Here is an 18,198-nt window from a genome sequence, read left to right on the forward strand (position 1 = left end):
TTTCCATTTTTTACGAGTGAAAGTTATAAATCTTTCATCTTGTTGTAATGTTATAATGTTGTCTATATTCCAAACTCATTACATGGCACTTTTCTTTGTGCTCATTTCCAATTGTACAGGCTGCGGTCTTTTTCTTGTTGTTAAGTACACGCCATAGGCGACAAACAGACCGCCTATCACCTGGCTTAGGGTGATCCATTCTCGCAGAACGATGGTAGAAACCAGAGCGGTGATGACGGGAACCAGATAGAGATACATCGAAGCGGTATGGGTTCCCAGGGCATTCATGCCGTAATTCCACCATAAGAAGGCGAGTACCGAAGCGCTAATGGCTAAATAGATGATCCCGCTTACGGTTTCCCACGTCATTCCAGTCACTGGATGATCGATGATCGTCCAAAGGAAGGCGGGCAATAACAGCACCACGCCGATGACACTGGTGATGGTGATGGTCGTAAGCAAGGGGAACAGCTGCATGAGCTCCTTCGATAGAATGGAATAGGCAGCCCAGGCCAGTACGGCACCTACCATAATCAGATCTCCCGTATTGAAATCGAGGGAAAGCAGGGTTTCTACTTTCCCTTGCGAAAGGACGATGCACACCCCTGCGGTGGCCAAAACCATACCGAGTACTTGGATTCTATGAAGGACCTCCTTTCGGAAAAAATAATAGAAACAAGCGATCAGAATGGGGGTGGCCGTATTAATGAGCATGGTGTTGGTTGGACTGGTGAACTTGACGGCAATATAGGTGCAGGTCTGAAATAAGGTGACCCCAAACAGGGCAGTGAAGAAAAAGAGCTTCCAGTGCGCCAGGACCTTCCTAAAATCAATCTTCTCTCTCCATAGGGTCAATGGGATGAGGATCAGGAGAGCCGTTAACCATCGAAGAGTAGATACGGCAACGGGATGAAGAGATTCATTCAGTACCTTTCCAACGACAGGATTTACGCCCCAACATATACAAGCCCCTAACAAGAGTACATGCGGCAAGATCACTTTTTTCATTCGGTCTGTCCTCCTTTTACTTGTAGCTGATGCAATACTAATGCCAACTGAAAGAGAACATAGAGTAGAGAAGGGGTGTTAAGAATGGGAATAGTACACTTAGTAGAAACCTCGGTCCCAACGATCCAGAGCCAATCCCTGGTGAGGCATGCTATTGAAATCATCAAAAATTACGATGTGGATGGTATTCCTGTTTTAGAGGGCGAAAAATACATGGGGATGGTGTATGCAAGGAAGCTCTTGGGGGCAGGGCTTGACGAGCCGGTTATCGCGCACATCATTGCAGACCGTGTGACGGTAACAGGAGAAATTACCCTGCAAGGCTTCCCTGCTTTATCCGAACGGTATGTACCTATTGTGGAGGACGGGATGTACAAGGGGTGCATGGATGGCAAGTATCTTTTTGCCCTGTTCCGCGACCAGTTCCAGCAGCAGCAGTCCGTCATCGATCAGTCTTACGACGGAATCCTCATTGCTGATGCGCAAGGGGACATCTTATACATTAACAAGGCCTTCGAGCAAATGACCCTGCTTAAGAAATCGGAGCTGGAAGGCAAGCATATGACGGATCTGGTCAACAAGGGGTTGTTTCGCAATGAGTCCGTGGTGATGAAAACCTTGCAAACGGGAAAGCCCTATACCAATGTGCAATCCTATAAAAACAGCGGGCTGCACACCCTCGTCACTGCGGCCCCCGTCCATGATGAGCGCGGTGAACTAAAGTTTGTCTTGGCTAATGTCCGGGATATTTCGGAGCTTACCCGCTTGCAGAAGCAGCTGGAAACGTCTCAGGAGAAACTCAAGCAGCTGCAGTTCGAAAACATGAAATCCACGGGCAAGCTGATCGCCTACAGCGAAGAAATGGAGGCTGTTCTTGATTTGGTGTATCACGTCGCTTCGTCCGATTCGACCGTGCTTCTGCTCGGGGAATCCGGAGTAGGAAAAGAAGTCATGGCCAAGATTCTACATGAAAACAGTTCCCGGGTGGAGACGGGAACCTTCATGAAAGTCAACTGCGGAGCCATTCCTCCTAATTTATTGGAGTCCGAGTTATTTGGCTATGATCAGGGAGCGTTTACGGGGGCGAAAAAGGGAGGAAAGCCGGGCATTTTTGAGCTGGCGCACAATGGGACCCTATTTCTCGACGAAATCGGAGAGCTGCCGCTGGACATGCAGGTGAAATTACTTAGAGTCCTTCAGGAGCAAGAAATCATGCGCGTAGGAGGCGTAACGCCCGTTAAGATCCATGTTCGCATCATTGCTGCAACCAATCGCGATTTGGAAGACATGATAAAACAGGGAACGTTCCGTCAGGACTTATATTACCGCTTAAACGTCGTACCGATTAAAATCCCACCGATTAGAGAACGCAAGGCGGATATTGTTCCTTTACTCGGGCATTTCCTCAAGTTTTTTAATGAAAAATATCATTATTCGAAGAAGTTTTCCAGTGAAGCGGTTGATCAGCTCATGATGTACGGCTTTCCGGGGAATGTCAGAGAGTTGTCCAATCTCGTGGAGCGGCTGGTTTTGACTTGCCGGGAGGATATTATGGATGTCCGCCATTTGCCAAGCAATGTCGTTCAGGATATCAGCCAAACAGAATCCCGCTTAAAAGTAGCCGAGCCTCGCGAGGAGGAAGATATCCTGATGCTAGGATGGGACGATCCCCTGCAGGAGGAAAACCGATTTGAACAGCTGGAAAAGGAAGCCTTGGTCAAGGCTTTAAAAAGATACGGATCGGTTCGCAAAACCGGGAAAGCGATGGGGGTATCCCATACCACGGTACTCAAAAAAATGAAGAAATTTGGCCTAACGGCGGGTCAGATCCCATAGGGGGTTGAGACAAGGACAGAGTTGCTCTGTCTTTTTTTTTTTTTTTTTTGTCAAATGGAAACGCACTCATTCCATGTGGAAATGGAGGGTTTCCACTTCGGTGCTCAAGACGGCTGATTTTAGATATAAAAAGTTGGCATCAATCTTGCTTTTATAAATAACCGAGAAGCTTCCTTAGGAGAAAGAAAGAAGCAGGAGGGATGAACATGCAGATGGAAATGCAAATTACGGTTCGGTCGACCGAGATAGACGGAAATGGTCATGTGAACAATGCTAAATATCTGGAGTATTTAGAGTGGGCAAGACAGGAATGGAACACGGAGGTGGGTCTGACTCCTGAAGCCCTAGATCAATACGGAATCCGACTGGTAACCGTCAATATCAACATTAATTATAAAAAGGAAGCACGGCAAGGGCAAAAGCTTGCGATTATGACCAAGGTGGAAAAAGTTGGCCGTTCTAGCTTTGCCCTATCGCAAAAGATCCACAATGAAGCGGGCGAATTAGTAGCAGAGGCTGTGACGACTCGAGTAGCCGTACAAAATGCGGATGCGAAAAGCTGTGCGATTCCAGACGAGCTGAAGGAGAAGTTTGTCATTCAAGTGGGAGGCTAATTCCATGTCTAATATAATGAAGGAATTGCTCAGATGCAAAAGGGAAGGGCGATCCGGTGTTCTGGCCACCATTATTCAGGTTGAAGGCTCGGCTTACCAAAAGGAAGGGACGAAATGCTTCTATTCCGAGGATGGCATATTAACAGGAATTCTTAGCGGCGGATGTGTGGAACAAGACATCGAAGAACATGCTAGGGACGTTTTGCAGCAGCGCAAGCCCAAAACGATTTTCTATGATTTTCGCGGAGAGGCGAGTGACCTTTGGGGATTGGGCGTCGGCTGCAATGGGGCTATTCAGATCTTTTTGGAGCTCTACGATCCCATTCAACAGCCTGATCGCTCCGAACTGATTGAAATGTCCGTGACCAGGCTGATTCGTGAGACCCAAACGGTCGTCACCATCATCGATGGACCGGATCACGAAAGGATTGGGGAGAAGTGGCTGGCATCGGAGCAGAGGGACCTATCACTTGCGGGTTGGAAGCTTTTCCACGATCGCATCACGCCGGTTCCCAAGCTGCTGGTGTTTGGCGCTGGGCCAGACGCGGTTCCTGTGGTGAAGGGAGCCAAGGACTTGGGGTGGCATGTGACCGTGGCGGACCATCGCCCGGGCTATCTCCACCAGCCTCCCTTCGGCAGCGCGGATCAGCTCGTTCATACGCCAGCGGGGAAGGCGCCTGCCGTGGAGCTCGATTCCCATACCTTTGTCGTGATCATGAGCCATCATTTCGAGCAGGATCAATTGATGCTGACTCATGCGCTCCCGTCGGATGTGCCTTATATTGGGGTTCTCGGTCCAAGGCATCGTACGCAAAGGATGCTGGAACATATGGAATGTCAATGGAAAGCTGCAAAATTAAAACGTATTCATAGCCCGATCGGCCTGGATATCGGCTCGAAAACGCCGGAGGAAATTGCTCTTAGCATTTTAAGCGAACTGACCGCTTGTTATCGGGGAGCCATGGCCGCCGCCTCGCTTAAAGAAAAGGCAGGAGAGTTTCATTGGTATGCATCCGTCATCTAAGCCGACAAGAACCATTTGGGGATTAGTCTTGGCTGCAGGGCTTTCCCGGCGGATGGGTTCTCCCAAGCTGATCCTCCCGTTTGAAGGAAGGCCAATGATCCAGCATATGATCCATTCAGCCGTGCAATCCAAGCTAGATGGGGTCGCTGTGGTAATCAACCCGCAGTGGAAAGAGCTGGAGGATGCTGTTCAAGCTTCAGGCGCTGATCTTATAGTCCGAAATGAGCAGGCCGAGCAAGGGATGTCGACATCTTTAACTGAAGGATTGAAGTTGCTCCCGCCAGAGGCGGATGCGGTGATGGTCCTACTCGGCGATCAGCCGCACATGCAGACGGCGACCATCGATCAATTAGTAGAACGGTTTTATCAAGTTGAAAACCCGATTATTCAAGCGAATTACAGAGGCCAGAAAGGTCACCCCGTGATCTTTACTAGAGATCTTTTTCCTCAGCTCCTTAAGGTGAAGGGGGATCAGGGCGGAAAGGACATCATTCGGAGCTTGTCCGATCAGATAGAGTGGGTCGAGTTTGATAACGAACCCATAAACGACATCGATACGATGGAAGATTATGCAAGATTAATAGGCAAGGAGGTTCGTAGATGAGTTCGCTAGGAAAGCCCATGAATCGGGTGGAAGATGCCCGGCTTTTGACCGGCAAGGGGACCTATATAGATGATTTGCCGGTTTTTCCGAACACGAAGCAAGTGATGATCATGCGAAGCACGCTTCCGCATGCCCGGATTAAAAGCATTGATGTTAGCGAAGCGCTTAAAATGGCAGGCGTAGAGGGCATCTTGACAGGCCAGGATCTGCGCCAGGATCTGCGCCAGGATCTCGATTATCTGCCCGTGGGGGTAACGGCCCCGGTGGAATATTACCCGATCGCCATCGAGAAGGTTCGGTACGTCGGGGAGCCCATTGCGGTGATTGTGGCGAAGAATCGCTATATCGCCGAGGATGCCATTGAAAAAATCAAGGTGGAATATGATCCGCTTCCCGCAGTGGTGGATGTGGAACAGGCCGCGGAACCCGATGCCCCGATCCTGCATGAACAGGTCGGATCGAATGTCGCCAACCATCGCTATTTCCATTATGGGAATGCCGATCAAGCTTTTGCGGAAGCTGACCATATCATCAAGCACAAGTTTAAATTTCCTAAATATAGCGCAACCCCGGTAGAAACCTATGGCGTCCTGGCTAGCTATGACCACGCTTCAGAAGTCCATACCGTGCACGCCAATTTTCACGGACCGTTTATTCTTCATTCCTTGATGGCGAAGGCCTTGAAAGTGCCGAGCAGCCACCTGCGGCTCATTACCCCGAAGGATAACGGAGGAAGCTACGGGATTAAAGCTGGCCTGGTACCCTATATCGTCCTGATGGCTGCCGTAAGCAAGAAGCTGGGGCTCCCTGTGAAGTGGATTGAGGACAGACAGGAGCACTTGATGAGCAGCTCCAGCGGGACGGACCGAGTCACGTATATTGAAGCCGCAGTCAAGAAGGATGGCAAGGTCACCGGCTTTCGGATGAAGTTTATTGATAATGTAGGAGCGTATATCCGCGCCCCGGAACCGGCTTGTCTTTACCGGAACCATGGGAATACGACGGGGGCTTATGATGTTCCGAACCTAGAGCTCGAAACGATGGCGGTGATGAGCAACAAATGTCCGACGGGTTTAATCCGCGGCTATGGCGGTCAGCAAACGTATTTTCCTCTAGAACGCATGATGCACATCATCGCTCAGGAGCTTCAGCTGGATCCGGTTGACGTGATACGCAAAAATCTGATCGCGACGGAAAAGTTTCCGTTTCGCACGGCTACCGGCGGTGTTTATGACAGCGGAGATTATTTTAAAGCGTTTAACCTGGTGGTGGAAACGGGGAAATATCAGGAATTGCGCCAACGCCAGGAAGAGGCGAGAAAAGAAGGGCGATACCTGGGAATCGGGTTTGCTTGTATCGTAGAACCGTCCGGCTCCAACATGGGCTATGTCACCATCGCCCTCACGCCGGAGGAACGAGCAAAATCCTTGCCTAAATCCGGATGTCCGGAAGCGGCAACAGTGTCCATTGATCCGATGGGGAATGTTACCGTGCGAATCAGTACGACACCGTCCGGCCAGGGGCATGAAACGGTCACCGCGCAAATTGTATCGGATGTACTGGGCATTCCCGCTGAGCGGATCCGTGTAATCGCTGAACTTGATACCAATACGAGCGCCTGGTCGATTGCATCGGGTAGCTACTCCAGCCGATTTGCCGCTCTTGGATCCAGTGCTGTGTACCATGCCGCAGGCAAAGTAAAAGCGAAGCTGATCAAGATCGCCTCTTCTTTGCTCCACACGCCAGAAGACGAATTAGAGCTACAAGAGGGCAGAGTGTTTGTGAAGGGGCAGCTGGAAAAGCAGGTTCCCCTCAGGAGGCTCACGGGACTGGCGCACTGGAATCCGGCTGATCTGCCAGCTGGAATGGAAGCCGGTATCTATGAAACCGCGTATTTCTCGCTGCCTCAAGCGATACAGCCGGATGAGAACGATTTGATCAATTCTTCGGCAACCTATGGTTTTGTCGCGGACTTGGTGCTGGTGGAAGTGATGCCGGATACGGGAGAGGTGAGGATCGAAGATTACTTTACCGTACATGATGCCGGAACGCTATTAAATCCCAAGATTGTAGATGGCCAAATCTATGGCGGTCTAGCTCATGGCATAGGCGGAGCGCTCTATGAAGAGCTGATGTATGATCATCGCGGGCAGTTCCTGACCGGTTCATTCATGGATTACTTATGTCCGACGGCTCCTGAGATTCCGCGTGTAACCCTGAAGCATATCGAGACGCCGTCACCACTTACCCCGCTGGGGGCGAAGGGACTGGGGGAGGGCAATACGATGAGCGCCCCGGCAGCGGTGGCGAACGCTGTGAGCGATGCCCTGGAAGGTTTTGGTGTAAGAATTGATACGTTGCCTTTGAGTCCGAATTATATTTGGAAATTACTTCGATAGAATCCTACTTAATTAAAATGGTGAGGTGCATGAGCATGAATGGAAAGGGAAGTATTACGTTAGAAGCCGGTGTGGAGCAAGCATGGGATGTCCTGTTGAACCCGGAGGTTTTGGCCAAGTGCATTATGGGCTGCAATAAGCTGGAGCTGGTGGAAGAAGGGAAGTATAAAGCGGATTTGTCCGTCGGGATCGCAGCGGTAAAAGGAAGCTATTCCTCTACAATCGAATTGGCTGATCTGGAGAAACCGAAGCGCTATAAGCTGATTGTGAAAGGGGAAGGCGGCCCGGGACATGTGGAAGCGACCGGGGTGGTCGACCTGTCAGCCGTGGATGCGAATACCACCACCTTGAATTATGAGTATGAGGCAGAGGTCGGCGGAAAAGTGGCCATGATCGGCCAGCGCATGCTCGGCGGCGTAGCGAAGCTCATTATTAATGACTTTTTCAAAAAGTTCAGCAAAGAGGTTAAACAAGCCGTAGGTTCATAACGGAGAAGGGGGGAACGATGGAATGAAACCGGCTGCGTTCGATTATCTGCGACCCAGCACGCTGGAGGAAGCCCTCAAGCTTCTCGATGAGCTTGGAGATGAAGCCAAGGTCATTGCAGGGGGGCAAAGCCTCGTGCCGATTATGAACATGCGGTTGGCAACACCGAAGTGCTTAATCGATATTAATCAAATTCCGGAGCTTCGCTATATCGAAGCGGATGGCCCTATTCTGCGGATTGGTGCCTTAACCCGCCAAAGCGAACTGGAGCATTCACCCGTCATTCGGGAGCGAGTGGGGTTGATGAGCGAGGCAATTCCTTATATTGGCCACGTACAAACGAGAAATCGGGGAACCGTGGGGGGAAGCTTGGTGCATGCTGACCCGACGGCAGAACTGCCGATGACGCTTTTAACTTTAGGCGGTTCAGTTCAGATCTCCTCGCTTGAGGAAACGAGAGAAGTGAAGGCAGAGGAGTTTTTTATCACGTACCTGACCACGGATATCATGCCCAACGAGCTGCTCACCCAGGTGCTGATTCCCTGGAGCGTGGAACGCCAGGGTTATGCCTTTACGGAATTTAGCCGGCGCCATGGCGATTTCGCTCTTGTAGCGGGCGCTTGCCACATGGTATTGGATCAACAGGGCCGGATTGCTTCAGGAAGATTGGTTCTTGGCGGAGTGGATGCGGTTCCGCTGTGGATTGAAGAAGCGTTCGACCTGCTGGTGGGAGAGAATCTAAGCGAGTCTACCATCGCGCGCATTCAAGACATCGTAGAAGAACGAGTGGACCCTGAGACCGACCTTCATGCCAGCGCCGACTACCGCAGGCATCTGGCGAAGGTGATGGCGGGTGATGTTCTTCGTCAAGCCTACACAAAAGCAAAGGGGTGACCAAAGTGGATCATCACGTTCATACTATCGAAGTTACAATTAATGGAAAAAAGTACCGTGAAACGGTGGAATCTCGCCTGCTGCTCAGCGACTTTCTGCGCGAGATCTGCGGGCTTACGGGAACCCATGTGGGATGCGAGCATGGCGTATGTGGGGCGTGTACGGTTCAGGTCAATGGATCGGCTGTCCGGAGCTGCTTGCTATTCGCGGTTCAAACCGATGGCCAGGAGATCAAGACAGTGGAGGGATTAGCCGAACCTGGGAGCTTGACGCCGCTTCAGCAGAATTTCTCCGAATGCCATGGCTTACAATGCGGATTCTGTACAGCGGGAATTCTGATGTCCACGGATGATTTCTTAAGGCAGCACGCATGTCCCTCCACGAAAGAAATCAAAGAGATGCTGTCTGGTCACCTCTGCCGGTGTACCGGATATGACGGCATTGTAAAAGCCATTGAAAAAACGGTAAAAGAAAAGAATGTCGCCGAAGACAAGGAGATGAAGCTATGTACCTAGGAACCCTGTTTGATTTTAGCGTGGAGAGATTCCCCGACCGAATCGCTCTCGTACAGGGAAAACAGCGCTATACCTACCAGCAGATGAGCAACGAAGTTACCCGTGTCGCCTCCTCACTCCAGAAGCATGGAGTGGGGAAGCAAGACCGTGTCATGATCATTCTCAAGAATCGCCTGGAAACGGTCATCCTGTATTGGGCGCTGCAAAAGCTCGGGGCGGTATTTACGCCGATCAACTTCCGACTGTCGGGAGAAGAAGTGGAGTACTGCGTTAATGACGCGGGTGCAAAGGTGGTCGTCTATGAGGGAGCAAGCAAGGATGCGGTAAAAAAGGCGAAGTTCCAGAACAGCCCTCTTCTTGTTGGGCTAGAGGATGACTGTGAAGCAGAGGTTACGTACAAGGAGCTAGTAGATAAAGGGGCCGATGGATACGATAGACCCGATGTCAAAGAGACGGATGTCGCGCTCATGCTGTATACATCGGGAACAACGGGCAGACCAAAGGGAGTACCGCGCACGCACATGAACGAGTACTCCGCAGCCTTGGCCCACATCATTCAAAACCAGTATGCCGATGGTGAGAGCACACTTGGCGTAATGCCATTATATCACACGATGGGGATGCGTTCATTACTTTCCATGTTGGTTCTCAATGGAAAATTCGCGATCCTGCCTGATTTTGATTCCGAGGACGCGCTAAAAATGTTGAGTGAAGAGAAGATTAGCTGTGTCTATCTGGTACCGACCCTTTATCATGACATTCTCCATCATCCTCGTTTTGGCGAATACGATTTGTCGCATCTGAAAAAGATTGGCTATGCCGGAGCGGCGATGACGACCGCTTTGGCTGAAAAGTGCAAGGCCATGCTTCAGCCCGACATTTTTGTGAACCATTACGGGAGCACGGAAGTGTATACCTTTACGATTTGTCCGGATGTCGCCGCCAAGCCAGGCTCTGCCGGAAAGCCAGGGATTCATCAGAATATCCGTCTGGTGGTGGCTGATCCGGATGGCAAATCGACTGCAAGTGATGTCGTAGGTATCGGAGAAGTGGGTGAAATTATCGCCAACACGGAATCAGGAGAAGCCTTCAAAGGGTATTGGAACCGCCCGGATGCAACAGCCAAGGCGATTAGAGAGGGGTGGTACTTTACGGGAGATTTGGGCGTGCTCGATCCAGACGGGGATCTGTTTGTCGTCGGCCGCGTGGATGACATGATTATCTCCGGAGGGGAAAACATTCATCCCTTGGAGGTCGAAGATCTCCTCGCGAAGCATCCGTTGGTATCGGAAGTCGCGATTGTCGGGGAGCCGGATGATCGATGGGGACAGATTGTCACCGCCTATGTGGTGCCGAAGGATTCCCTGCTCACCATGCAGGAGCTGGACCAGTACTGTAAGGCCAGCGCCGAATTATCGAATTTTAAGAGACCTCGAAAGTATGTTTTTGTGACTGAGATTCCGAAGAGCCCAGTAGGTAAAATCCTGCGCAGAAAGCTGCGTGATGGCGACTTTTCTGAATATGAAGCAAGAAATAATGCCGTTTCCTAAACTACTGTTTACATTTGAGAGGAGAAATCAATATGAGCCAACAATATGATCACATTACCGTAGAGAAGAATAGAGAAAAGCAAACCGCAACCATTATTCTGGACCGTCCGGAAAAAATGAACTATGTAAGCATGCTGGGCCGCCAACACTTGACGCAAATTTTCGATGAGCTGAACCGGGATGAAGAAGTGCGGGTTATCGTTATTAAGGGTGCAGGAGACAAATGCTTTACTGCGGGGGGAGATATCCCTGGGTTCTTGGAAGTCCATCAAGAAGAATTGTCCCACTTGGCCGACAATGTTGCCGCTCCGGAGAGATCGCCTAAGCCGGTCATTGCCCAACTTCAAGGCTATACCTTTGGCGTTGGCTGCGAAATCGCCATGGCTTGCGACTTCCGCATTGCAGCAGAAGACACCCAATTAGCGTTGCCGGAAATGAACCTAGGGCAAATCCCAGGCAGCGGCGGAACGCAGCGGATCGCGAAGATCGTGGGCCTTACCCGTGCGAAGGATATGATTATGCGTGCTCGCCGCATTCCTGCCCAGGAAGCCTACCAATGGGGTCTATTAACCAAGGTGGTACCGAAAGACCAGTTAGAGGCGGAAGTAGATTCTCTGGTTGCCGAGCTTGTTCGCTTCTCTCCGCTCGCTCAAAAGGTAGCGAAAGAGGTATTGAATGCTTCGGAAGATAGCCCAATCAGCGTAGGGATTAAGCTGGAAGGCAAAGCCTATGGATTGCTTCGCAGTACACAGGATTATCTTGAAGGTACAACGGCGTTTGTAGAAAAGCGCAAGCCGAATTTTACAGGAAAGTAAGGCGAAATGGGGGGCTGGTGGGCTCCCCCTTTATTCCATTTGGGAGGCTATGCCGTGAATAAGAAAATAGTAGTAGGGATATCCGGGGCGAGCGGAGCGATTTACGGTGTCAGGATCCTCGAAACGCTCCATCGGCTGGGGATTGAATCCCACGCTGTCATCACCGACTCTGCGGTCAGAACGATTGAACATGAAACGTCTTATAGCCTGTCTTACGTCAAATCTCTTTGTACGCATCTATATGATGATCGAGATATTGGGGCTAAGATTTCCAGCGGGTCTTTTTTAGTCGATGGAATGGTCATTGCTCCTTGTTCCATTAAAACCTTGTCAGGGATTGCAAACAGCTACAACGATCATCTATTGGTTCGATCCGCTGATGTCACATTAAAGGAACGTAGAAAGCTGGTGATCCTCCTTCGCGAAACGCCGCTTCATCTCGGCCATATCAAGCTGATGCTGTCCGTTACAGAAATGGGAGGAGTCATTCTTCCGCCTGTCCCGAGCTTTTATCATAAGCCAACTAGCCTTGACGATATTGTGAATCAGAGTGTGGGGAAAGCATTGGATCAATTTGGTATTGATGCAAAGCTGTTTGATCGCTGGAATGGATTGGAAGTTTAGAAGGGAAAAGGGAAAAGGGGGAAAACATCGTGGCAAAATGCACCACAATGCGAGACTGGCTCGACTATCTCCAGGAGAAGGAGGAGCTCGCGACGATCAATAAAAGAGTTTCGCTAGATTTTGAGATTGCAGCGGTGACCAAGCTTCTTGATGGGAAGAAGGGGGCTTTTTTTAACCAGGTAGAGGATTACGGGATTCCGGTGGTTGCGGGAGTGGCTTCGACGAGAAAGCAATTCGCGGAAGCACTGGACGTGTCCGAGCGGGAGCTGATCGCCAGATTCCAGCAAGCGATTGATTCGCCGCTGCCTTGCGAGGAGGTATCGAGCTCCGTGGCTACTGTGCACCAGAACATCATCGAGGGGGACGATATTGATTTATTGAAGCAATTTCCGATCCCGGTCCATCATGAAAAGGATTCCGGTCGCTACATTACAGCGGGGCTGGCGATCGCAAAGGATCCCTTGACAGGCAAGCAGAATGTGTCGATCCACCGTTTGCAGGTGTCCGGCAAAAACCGTCTGGGAGCCCTGATTTTGCCGCGCCATTTATATAATTTTTATAAGAATGCCGAAGATACAGGAAAGCCGTTGGAAATTGCCATTGTCATCGGTGTCGATCCGATCATGCTTCTCGCTTCCCAGGCGATTGCGCCGCTTGGCCAAGATGAGATGGAGATCTCTGGTGCGCTTAAAGGGCAGGCGGAGAAGGTGGTCAAGTGTAAAACCGTGGACATTATGGTGCCCGCTGACGCCGAGATTGTGCTGGAGGGAAAAATTCTTCCTCATGTCCGGGAGCCCGAAGGTCCGTTTGGCGAGTTTCCCAAGTATTATGGCCCGAAAAGCGATAAGGAAGTTATCGAGATTACCTGCGTGACGCACCGCGACCAACCGATTTTCCAGACGATTGTTCCAGCGACCTATGAACACTTGCTCTTGGGTGCTATTCCTCGAGAAGCCAGCTTGCTTCGGTCGATTCGAAACACGGTGCCCACGGTTTCAGGCGTTCACCTGACTCTCGGAGGGACCTGCCGCTATCATTTAGTCGTTTCGATGAAAAAGCGAAACGATGGGGAGCCGAAGAACGTCATGTTTGCTGCTTTTGCGGGTCATTATGATGTGAAGCATGTGGTGGTCGTTGATGATGAAGTCGACATTTTTAATATGGAAGAAGTGGAGTGGGCCATCGCTACGAGATTCCAGGCGGAGAAGGACCTGCTAGTCGTTCACGGCGCTCTAGGCTCTAAGCTCGATCCATCTACAGACAATGGAGTAAGCTCGAAGCTAGGCTTTGACTGCACCGTGCCATTAAACAGCGAGCCGTTGGAGTTTGAGCGAATTCAGATCCCAGGACTGCAAGAGATTAAGCTGGAGGATTACTTATAGAGTGCAATCGATCCCTTTTGTGGGTTAGTCTTCAGAATTCAAGCCGAGCACCCTCTGGGAGTTCGGCTTGTTTTTCGAGATGTCAGCACCTTATCTGCTAAAGAATATTTCACCCGAAGCTTCCGCTTTTTTATGAATTTCTCCTTTTTCTACTAAATAATATAAATGGGCTAGGGTTTCCCCCATGGCGAACCTTTGCTCATGGAGTGTCAATTCTCGGTTGAATAGACTTTGACAAATCTGATAGGCGGTTCGCTCTCCTTTTATATGATCCAAAACGATTTCCAGGCGTTCTTCGTGGTGGTGCAGGATTTCTAAGATCCGTTCCTGAGCATCGTGAAATACGGGTCCATGTCCAGGGATGACCATAGAAATATCTAAGGTTTGGAGTTTCTGTAAGGAGTCCATATAGACCTGTAAGGGATTTTCTTCACCATGTCCATAATAGGAGATATTCGGCGTGATCCTTCTTAAGAGATGATCCCCACCTAGAAACACCTTTTCCTCTTCGTTATAAAAACAGAGATGACCCTCTGCGTGTCCCCCAGTTAAAATGGCTTCATAGGTTAACTCGCCGAGTTGAATTTTCTGTCCTTCTTCTATCGTATGAAATTGCTCTGGAAGCCGAATAAAGGATTGAAACCCCTTGTCATAATCCGACATTTGTTTCAGGAGTGGAAGGGGTAGTCCGTGGTTTTGAAAAAACTGATAAAGTCTTTCGTAAGAGGAAGGCTGCCATAAGGTTTGGGCTACATATTGCCCCTCCTTGCTCATGAAGACTGGTGCTTGCGTCCATGTTTGAAGAGCACCGGAAAACCCTAAATGATCGGGGTGGTAATGGGTCAGGATGACTTGATTGATTTCCTCTTGGGGGTTGATGCTATATCGATCAAATGCTTCTTGCCATGTTTTTTGGGTTTCGGGCCGATTCAATCCTGCATCAAGAATCGTCCATCCCTTCTGCTGCCTTGCAAGGTAACAATGAACGTGATTTAAGCGAAAGGGAAGTGCGATTGTCACCTGGTAAATACCATACTTCTCCATGTTTGGTTCCTCCACTGTTTTTCTTTATTGTAACATAGAAAAAACAGGAAATGTCCTCACTTCATTGGAGGACACTCTCGGGCCAGAGCCCTAATCTGCCTAGGGCAGCTCCGTTTTTCTTTTTAACCAAAACGGACTGTACAGAAGGTAAAAGCTCACAATCATCAAGAACTCCATGGAGAGAAGATACCAGGGCCATGGCCCAAGATAATCAAGAGGGGAATCATTTCCGGGCTTTTTCATGATGTACAGGTAGTTCGATCCCAGCCACTTATTAATGAAAAAGACACACGCCGCATACAGGTTGATGATGAGAACGGTCACCCATATAGAACGATGGTTCGGTCGATATGTAGTGGATACCAGCATAAACAAACAAGCGAGAGCCACTCCTCCATGCAAAACGAAAAAACCGATATATCGAATATGCGGAAACGTATACTGGCCAAGATCGGGTGTCAGAATAGCTTGAATGGAACTTGCTAACCCGGCGTAATACATGAATTGAAAGAGTTTCTCGCTATTCGTAAGTAGCATCAAAGGAGCAAGGATGACTGCAAGATCACTAAGATGAAGCGGCAAATGCGTTTTTAATGACCATGTATTTTTTCCAAACAGAAGCCATAGATGAGATAAAGCATAAGTGCCATATAGGAGAAATACTAGAGAGAATCGAAGGATTTGTTTTTTCCTCTGCTCCTGAAGCTGTTTTCTAAAGACAAACATAAGAACGCAGAGCACCACAATAATGCTGATCGTGATGAGGTGTTCCCCTGAGAAAAGGCGGAAAGGATCCCCTTTGGCGTTAACTTCAAAAAAATTTTGCATCTGGATTACCCCATTATCTGAGCTATTAATAGAAGAGCAGTTTAGTTTGGGGTAAATGGTACCACTTCTATACAGGGGATTGGGCCGGATGGATTGGCCTTTGATTATTTTTTGGAGGACATACGATACGTTATTTTGGGGGAGAAAGCGGCTTCTTAGAGGAAAGCGGACATTGAGTCCGCTATATTTCATTTCAAGAGCTGTTTTCGTTCATTTTTGATTTGATAAAGGATGCTATGTCCGGAAGTGCTTATTATAAGAGGTTTTGAGTGAAATAAGGGATCCATTGTCCAATCATAGGGACGGTGAATTATTGCCTCTTTTGGGCATGGGGTACAAATAATCCTTTTCCATATTGATCTTTACCAAAATCACCAATTACCTTTTGCGTTTCAGGGCTTATAAAATAAGAGATTAGTTTGTCAGCTAGTTCTGGGTTGCTTGTGGATTTGACTTTGATGATTCCATAGGGATTAAATAGGGTCTCGTCACCTTCTACTACTGGAACTAGATCGAATTTATCCTTTTGGGCCAAAAAGGTAGCTTCATCTGTTAAAGTATAGCTATTTTTTTCATCAGCCATTTGCAAGGTAGCCCCCATGCCTTGACCGGTTTTGATATACCAATCGCCGTTCGGCTCAATTCCGGCCTTTTTCCAAAGGTCTAGCTCCTTCTTATGGGTACCAGAGTCATCACCGCGTGAGATGAAAGGTGCTTGATCCTCCCTCATTTTTTTAGCGCATCAGCAGCAGATTGCATCCCTTTAATTCCAGCAGGATCACTTTCAGGACCAACGATCAAAAACTGATTATACATCACATCATAGGCATCCATTCCAAATCCATCTGCAACAAATTGATCTTCCGCTTTTCTTGAATGAACTAGGATAACATCGGCATTCCCATCTTCTCCAAGTTTGATCGCTTGTCCGGTTCCAACGGCTATTACCTTCACTTGAATCCCTGTTTCTTGCTCAAAAGGTGGAAGAACGACATCTAAAAGCCCTGAATCCTCTGTACTCGTCGTTGTGGCGAGAATAATTCCCTTTGTAGGATTCGAGCTCGGTTGGGTTTCTTTACCACAAGCGCTTGTGATTAATAACATTATGATTAGCATGAAAAAACATCTTGCACGTCCCATACCTTCTCCTCCGATTTTCATCAATTCATCTTAAATTATAGCAATAATGAAGAGTTGAAACACCACCTAAAGTAGTTTTTGTTGGTTTTAGTTAGTTTTAATTTGTTTTTCTTTGTACTATTTTTTATCTGCTGACTTCCGTCACGTTCTATTGGATAATGAAACCATAAGGGGGGATGGGTATGGTGCAGTTGGGGTTGGGGGATTCCATCACGTTGCCCTGCGGGGTAAAAATCAAGAACCGATTTTTAAAGTCGGCGATGAGCGAATCCTTAGCAACGGTGGATCATGCGCCTACGGAGGAGCTGTGCAGGCTTTATGGAGTATGGGCGCAGGGTGGTTCCGGCTTAGTCGTAACGGGTAATGTGATGATAGATTCACAAGCATTAGGGGAGCCACGGAATGTGGTGATCGAAAATGAACGCGATTTGGCCGAATTGCAAAGATTAGCGAGGAAGGGTACGGAGCATAATACTCACCTATGGGTCCAGCTGAATCATCCGGGAAAGCAGTCCCTGAAGCTATTGAGTAAAGAAGCGGTTGCTCCCTCAGCCATACCCTTGGGACCGGGATATGATCGTCTTTTTGCCCCGCCGCGGGAATTAAAGGAGCAAGAAATTGAAGCGCTGATTGAGCGTTTTGCTCGTGCTGCAGAAATTGGCAAGAAGGCGGGATTCACTGGCGTGCAGATCCATGCAGCGCATGGGTATCTCATTAATCAGTTTCTGTCACCGCTGCACAACCAGCGCAGTGATGGTTGGGGCGGCAGTTTGGAAAATCGGATGCGTTTTGTTATAGAGGTGTATCAAGCTATTCGAGATCGGGTAGGCTCCGAATACCCGGTGGGAATCAAACTGAATTCAACGGATTTCATGAAAGGTGGATTTTCGGAAGAGGAGTCGATGGCTGTCATAAAAAAATTAGCTGAATTAGGCATCGATTTGATTGAGATTTCTGGAGGAAACTACGAGTCTCCTAACTTCGTCGGAAAAAACCTGCAACCGGCCCAAGGAAGCCGTGAAGCATATTTTCTTGATTTTGCAGAGAAGGCTAAAGGAGTTACGGATACGCCGATGGCGGTCACCGGAGGTTTTCGTTCCGCTCGGGGGATGAAGCTTGCGCTTGAAAACGGAGTGGAAATGGTGGGGTTAGCCCGATCCATGGCAGTAGATCCGGATCTGCCCAATCGGATTCTGCAAGGTGAACCTTATGAAAGCCCGATACGGCCCATCCAAACAGGGATCAAGGTTATTGATCGAATTGCGCTGCTTGAAGTGACCTGGTATGAACAGCAGATTGAGCGGATTAGCAAGGGGAAACCCACCAAGCCATATTATCCGCCTCTTTTATCCCTCCTGCAAACGATCTGGAAAAGCGGCGGGCAAGTATTCCAAAAGAGAAGGGCGAGTAAGTGAAAAAATCGACAAAATTCGGG

The 18,198-nt window shown here is 49.0% G+C and carries 18 protein-coding genes; 13 read left to right on the top strand and 5 right to left on the bottom strand.

The genetic code is table 11. From position 1 onward, the window contains the following. Positions 1–78: 78 nt before the first annotated feature. On the bottom strand, positions 79–1,008 hold the full coding sequence (locus tag EIZ58_RS30250) for a DMT family transporter (protein ID WP_134704721.1): 930 nt from the start codon (positions 1,006–1,008) through the stop codon (positions 79–81). A gap of 84 nt (positions 1,009–1,092) precedes the next feature. On the opposite strand from EIZ58_RS30250, the gene EIZ58_RS30255 reads away from it, so the two are divergent. The 12 genes from EIZ58_RS30255 to EIZ58_RS30310 all read left to right on the top strand — a co-directional run bounded on the left by EIZ58_RS30255 (position 1,093) and on the right by EIZ58_RS30310 (position 13,751). Then, positions 1,093–2,844: a sigma 54-interacting transcriptional regulator gene (locus tag EIZ58_RS30255; RefSeq protein WP_134704722.1), complete on the top strand. Its 1,752-nt coding sequence runs from the start codon at positions 1,093–1,095 to the stop codon at positions 2,842–2,844. A 206-nt stretch (positions 2,845–3,050) separates the two neighbouring features. After that, positions 3,051–3,458 (top strand): acyl-CoA thioesterase, encoded by a 408-nt coding sequence (locus EIZ58_RS30260; protein WP_134704723.1) that lies wholly within the window; start codon positions 3,051–3,053, stop codon positions 3,456–3,458. A 4-nt stretch (positions 3,459–3,462) separates the two neighbouring features. Beyond that, positions 3,463–4,482 (top strand): XdhC family protein, encoded by a 1,020-nt coding sequence (locus EIZ58_RS30265; protein WP_134704724.1) that lies wholly within the window; start codon positions 3,463–3,465, stop codon positions 4,480–4,482. Continuing rightward, positions 4,466–5,086 carry a nucleotidyltransferase family protein gene (locus tag EIZ58_RS30270; RefSeq protein ID WP_134704725.1) on the top strand — a complete coding sequence of 207 codons (621 nt, stop codon included), beginning with the start codon at positions 4,466–4,468 and terminating at the stop codon, positions 5,084–5,086. Before EIZ58_RS30265 ends, EIZ58_RS30270 begins: the two co-directional genes overlap by 17 nt. Then, positions 5,083–7,485, top strand: coding sequence for a xanthine dehydrogenase family protein molybdopterin-binding subunit (locus EIZ58_RS30275; protein WP_134704726.1), 2,403 nt, complete (start codon positions 5,083–5,085; stop codon positions 7,483–7,485). The genes EIZ58_RS30270 and EIZ58_RS30275 overlap by 4 nt, the downstream gene beginning before the upstream one ends. A 35-nt stretch (positions 7,486–7,520) precedes the next feature. Next, positions 7,521–7,973: an SRPBCC family protein gene (locus EIZ58_RS30280; RefSeq protein WP_129199134.1), complete on the top strand. Its 453-nt coding sequence runs from the start codon at positions 7,521–7,523 to the stop codon at positions 7,971–7,973. Positions 7,974–7,995: 22 nt separating this feature from the next. Next, positions 7,996–8,865: an FAD binding domain-containing protein gene (locus tag EIZ58_RS30285; RefSeq protein WP_134704727.1), complete on the top strand. Its 870-nt coding sequence runs from the start codon at positions 7,996–7,998 to the stop codon at positions 8,863–8,865. Positions 8,866–8,870: 5 nt separating this feature from the next. Continuing rightward, the gene (locus EIZ58_RS30290) at positions 8,871–9,380 is read left to right on the top strand and encodes a (2Fe-2S)-binding protein (RefSeq protein WP_134704728.1); all 510 of its coding nucleotides are present in this window, start codon (positions 8,871–8,873) and stop codon (positions 9,378–9,380) included. Continuing rightward, on the top strand, positions 9,371–10,930 hold the full coding sequence (locus EIZ58_RS30295; protein ID WP_134704729.1) for a class I adenylate-forming enzyme family protein: 1,560 nt from the start codon (positions 9,371–9,373) through the stop codon (positions 10,928–10,930). Before EIZ58_RS30290 ends, EIZ58_RS30295 begins: the two co-directional genes overlap by 10 nt. Positions 10,931–10,962: 32 nt before the next feature. Then, positions 10,963–11,745 (top strand): enoyl-CoA hydratase/isomerase family protein, encoded by a 783-nt coding sequence (locus EIZ58_RS30300; protein ID WP_167578057.1) that lies wholly within the window; start codon positions 10,963–10,965, stop codon positions 11,743–11,745. 6 nt (positions 11,746–11,751) lie between these two features. Next, a complete protein-coding gene (locus EIZ58_RS30305) occupies positions 11,752–12,369 on the top strand; it encodes a UbiX family flavin prenyltransferase (protein ID WP_134704730.1) in 618 nt (205 codons plus the stop codon). Between the two features lie 29 nt (positions 12,370–12,398). Next, positions 12,399–13,751 (top strand): UbiD family decarboxylase, encoded by a 1,353-nt coding sequence (locus EIZ58_RS30310; protein WP_205672421.1) that lies wholly within the window; start codon positions 12,399–12,401, stop codon positions 13,749–13,751. A 90-nt stretch (positions 13,752–13,841) separates the two neighbouring features. Here EIZ58_RS30310 and EIZ58_RS30315 read toward each other — a convergent pair whose 3' ends face one another. The 4 genes from EIZ58_RS30315 to EIZ58_RS34985 form a co-directional block, all read right to left on the bottom strand. Further along, positions 13,842–14,795 carry an MBL fold metallo-hydrolase gene (locus EIZ58_RS30315; RefSeq protein WP_134704731.1) on the bottom strand — a complete coding sequence of 318 codons (954 nt, stop codon included), beginning with the start codon at positions 14,793–14,795 and terminating at the stop codon, positions 13,842–13,844. Positions 14,796–14,894: 99 nt separating this feature from the next. Further along, entirely contained in the window at positions 14,895–15,623 is a 729-nt protein-coding gene (locus EIZ58_RS30320) for a YwaF family protein (RefSeq protein ID WP_134704732.1), read from the bottom strand. A gap of 310 nt (positions 15,624–15,933) precedes the next feature. After that, positions 15,934–16,353 carry an ABC transporter substrate-binding protein gene (locus tag EIZ58_RS34980; RefSeq protein WP_255438472.1) on the bottom strand — a complete coding sequence of 140 codons (420 nt, stop codon included), beginning with the start codon at positions 16,351–16,353 and terminating at the stop codon, positions 15,934–15,936. After that, positions 16,350–16,739, bottom strand: coding sequence for an ABC transporter substrate-binding protein (locus tag EIZ58_RS34985; protein ID WP_255438473.1), 390 nt, complete (start codon positions 16,737–16,739; stop codon positions 16,350–16,352). The genes EIZ58_RS34980 and EIZ58_RS34985 overlap by 4 nt, the downstream gene beginning before the upstream one ends. A gap of 206 nt (positions 16,740–16,945) precedes the next feature. Here EIZ58_RS34985 and EIZ58_RS30330 point away from each other — a divergent pair, with 206 nt between their 5' ends. After that, on the top strand, positions 16,946–18,178 hold the full coding sequence (locus EIZ58_RS30330; RefSeq protein WP_134704733.1) for an NADH:flavin oxidoreductase/NADH oxidase family protein: 1,233 nt from the start codon (positions 16,946–16,948) through the stop codon (positions 18,176–18,178). The last annotated feature ends 20 nt before the right edge of the window (positions 18,179–18,198 follow it).

This window comes from Ammoniphilus sp. YIM 78166 (assembly GCF_004522215.1).
Classification (GTDB): Bacteria; Bacillota; Bacilli; order Aneurinibacillales; family RAOX-1; genus YIM-78166.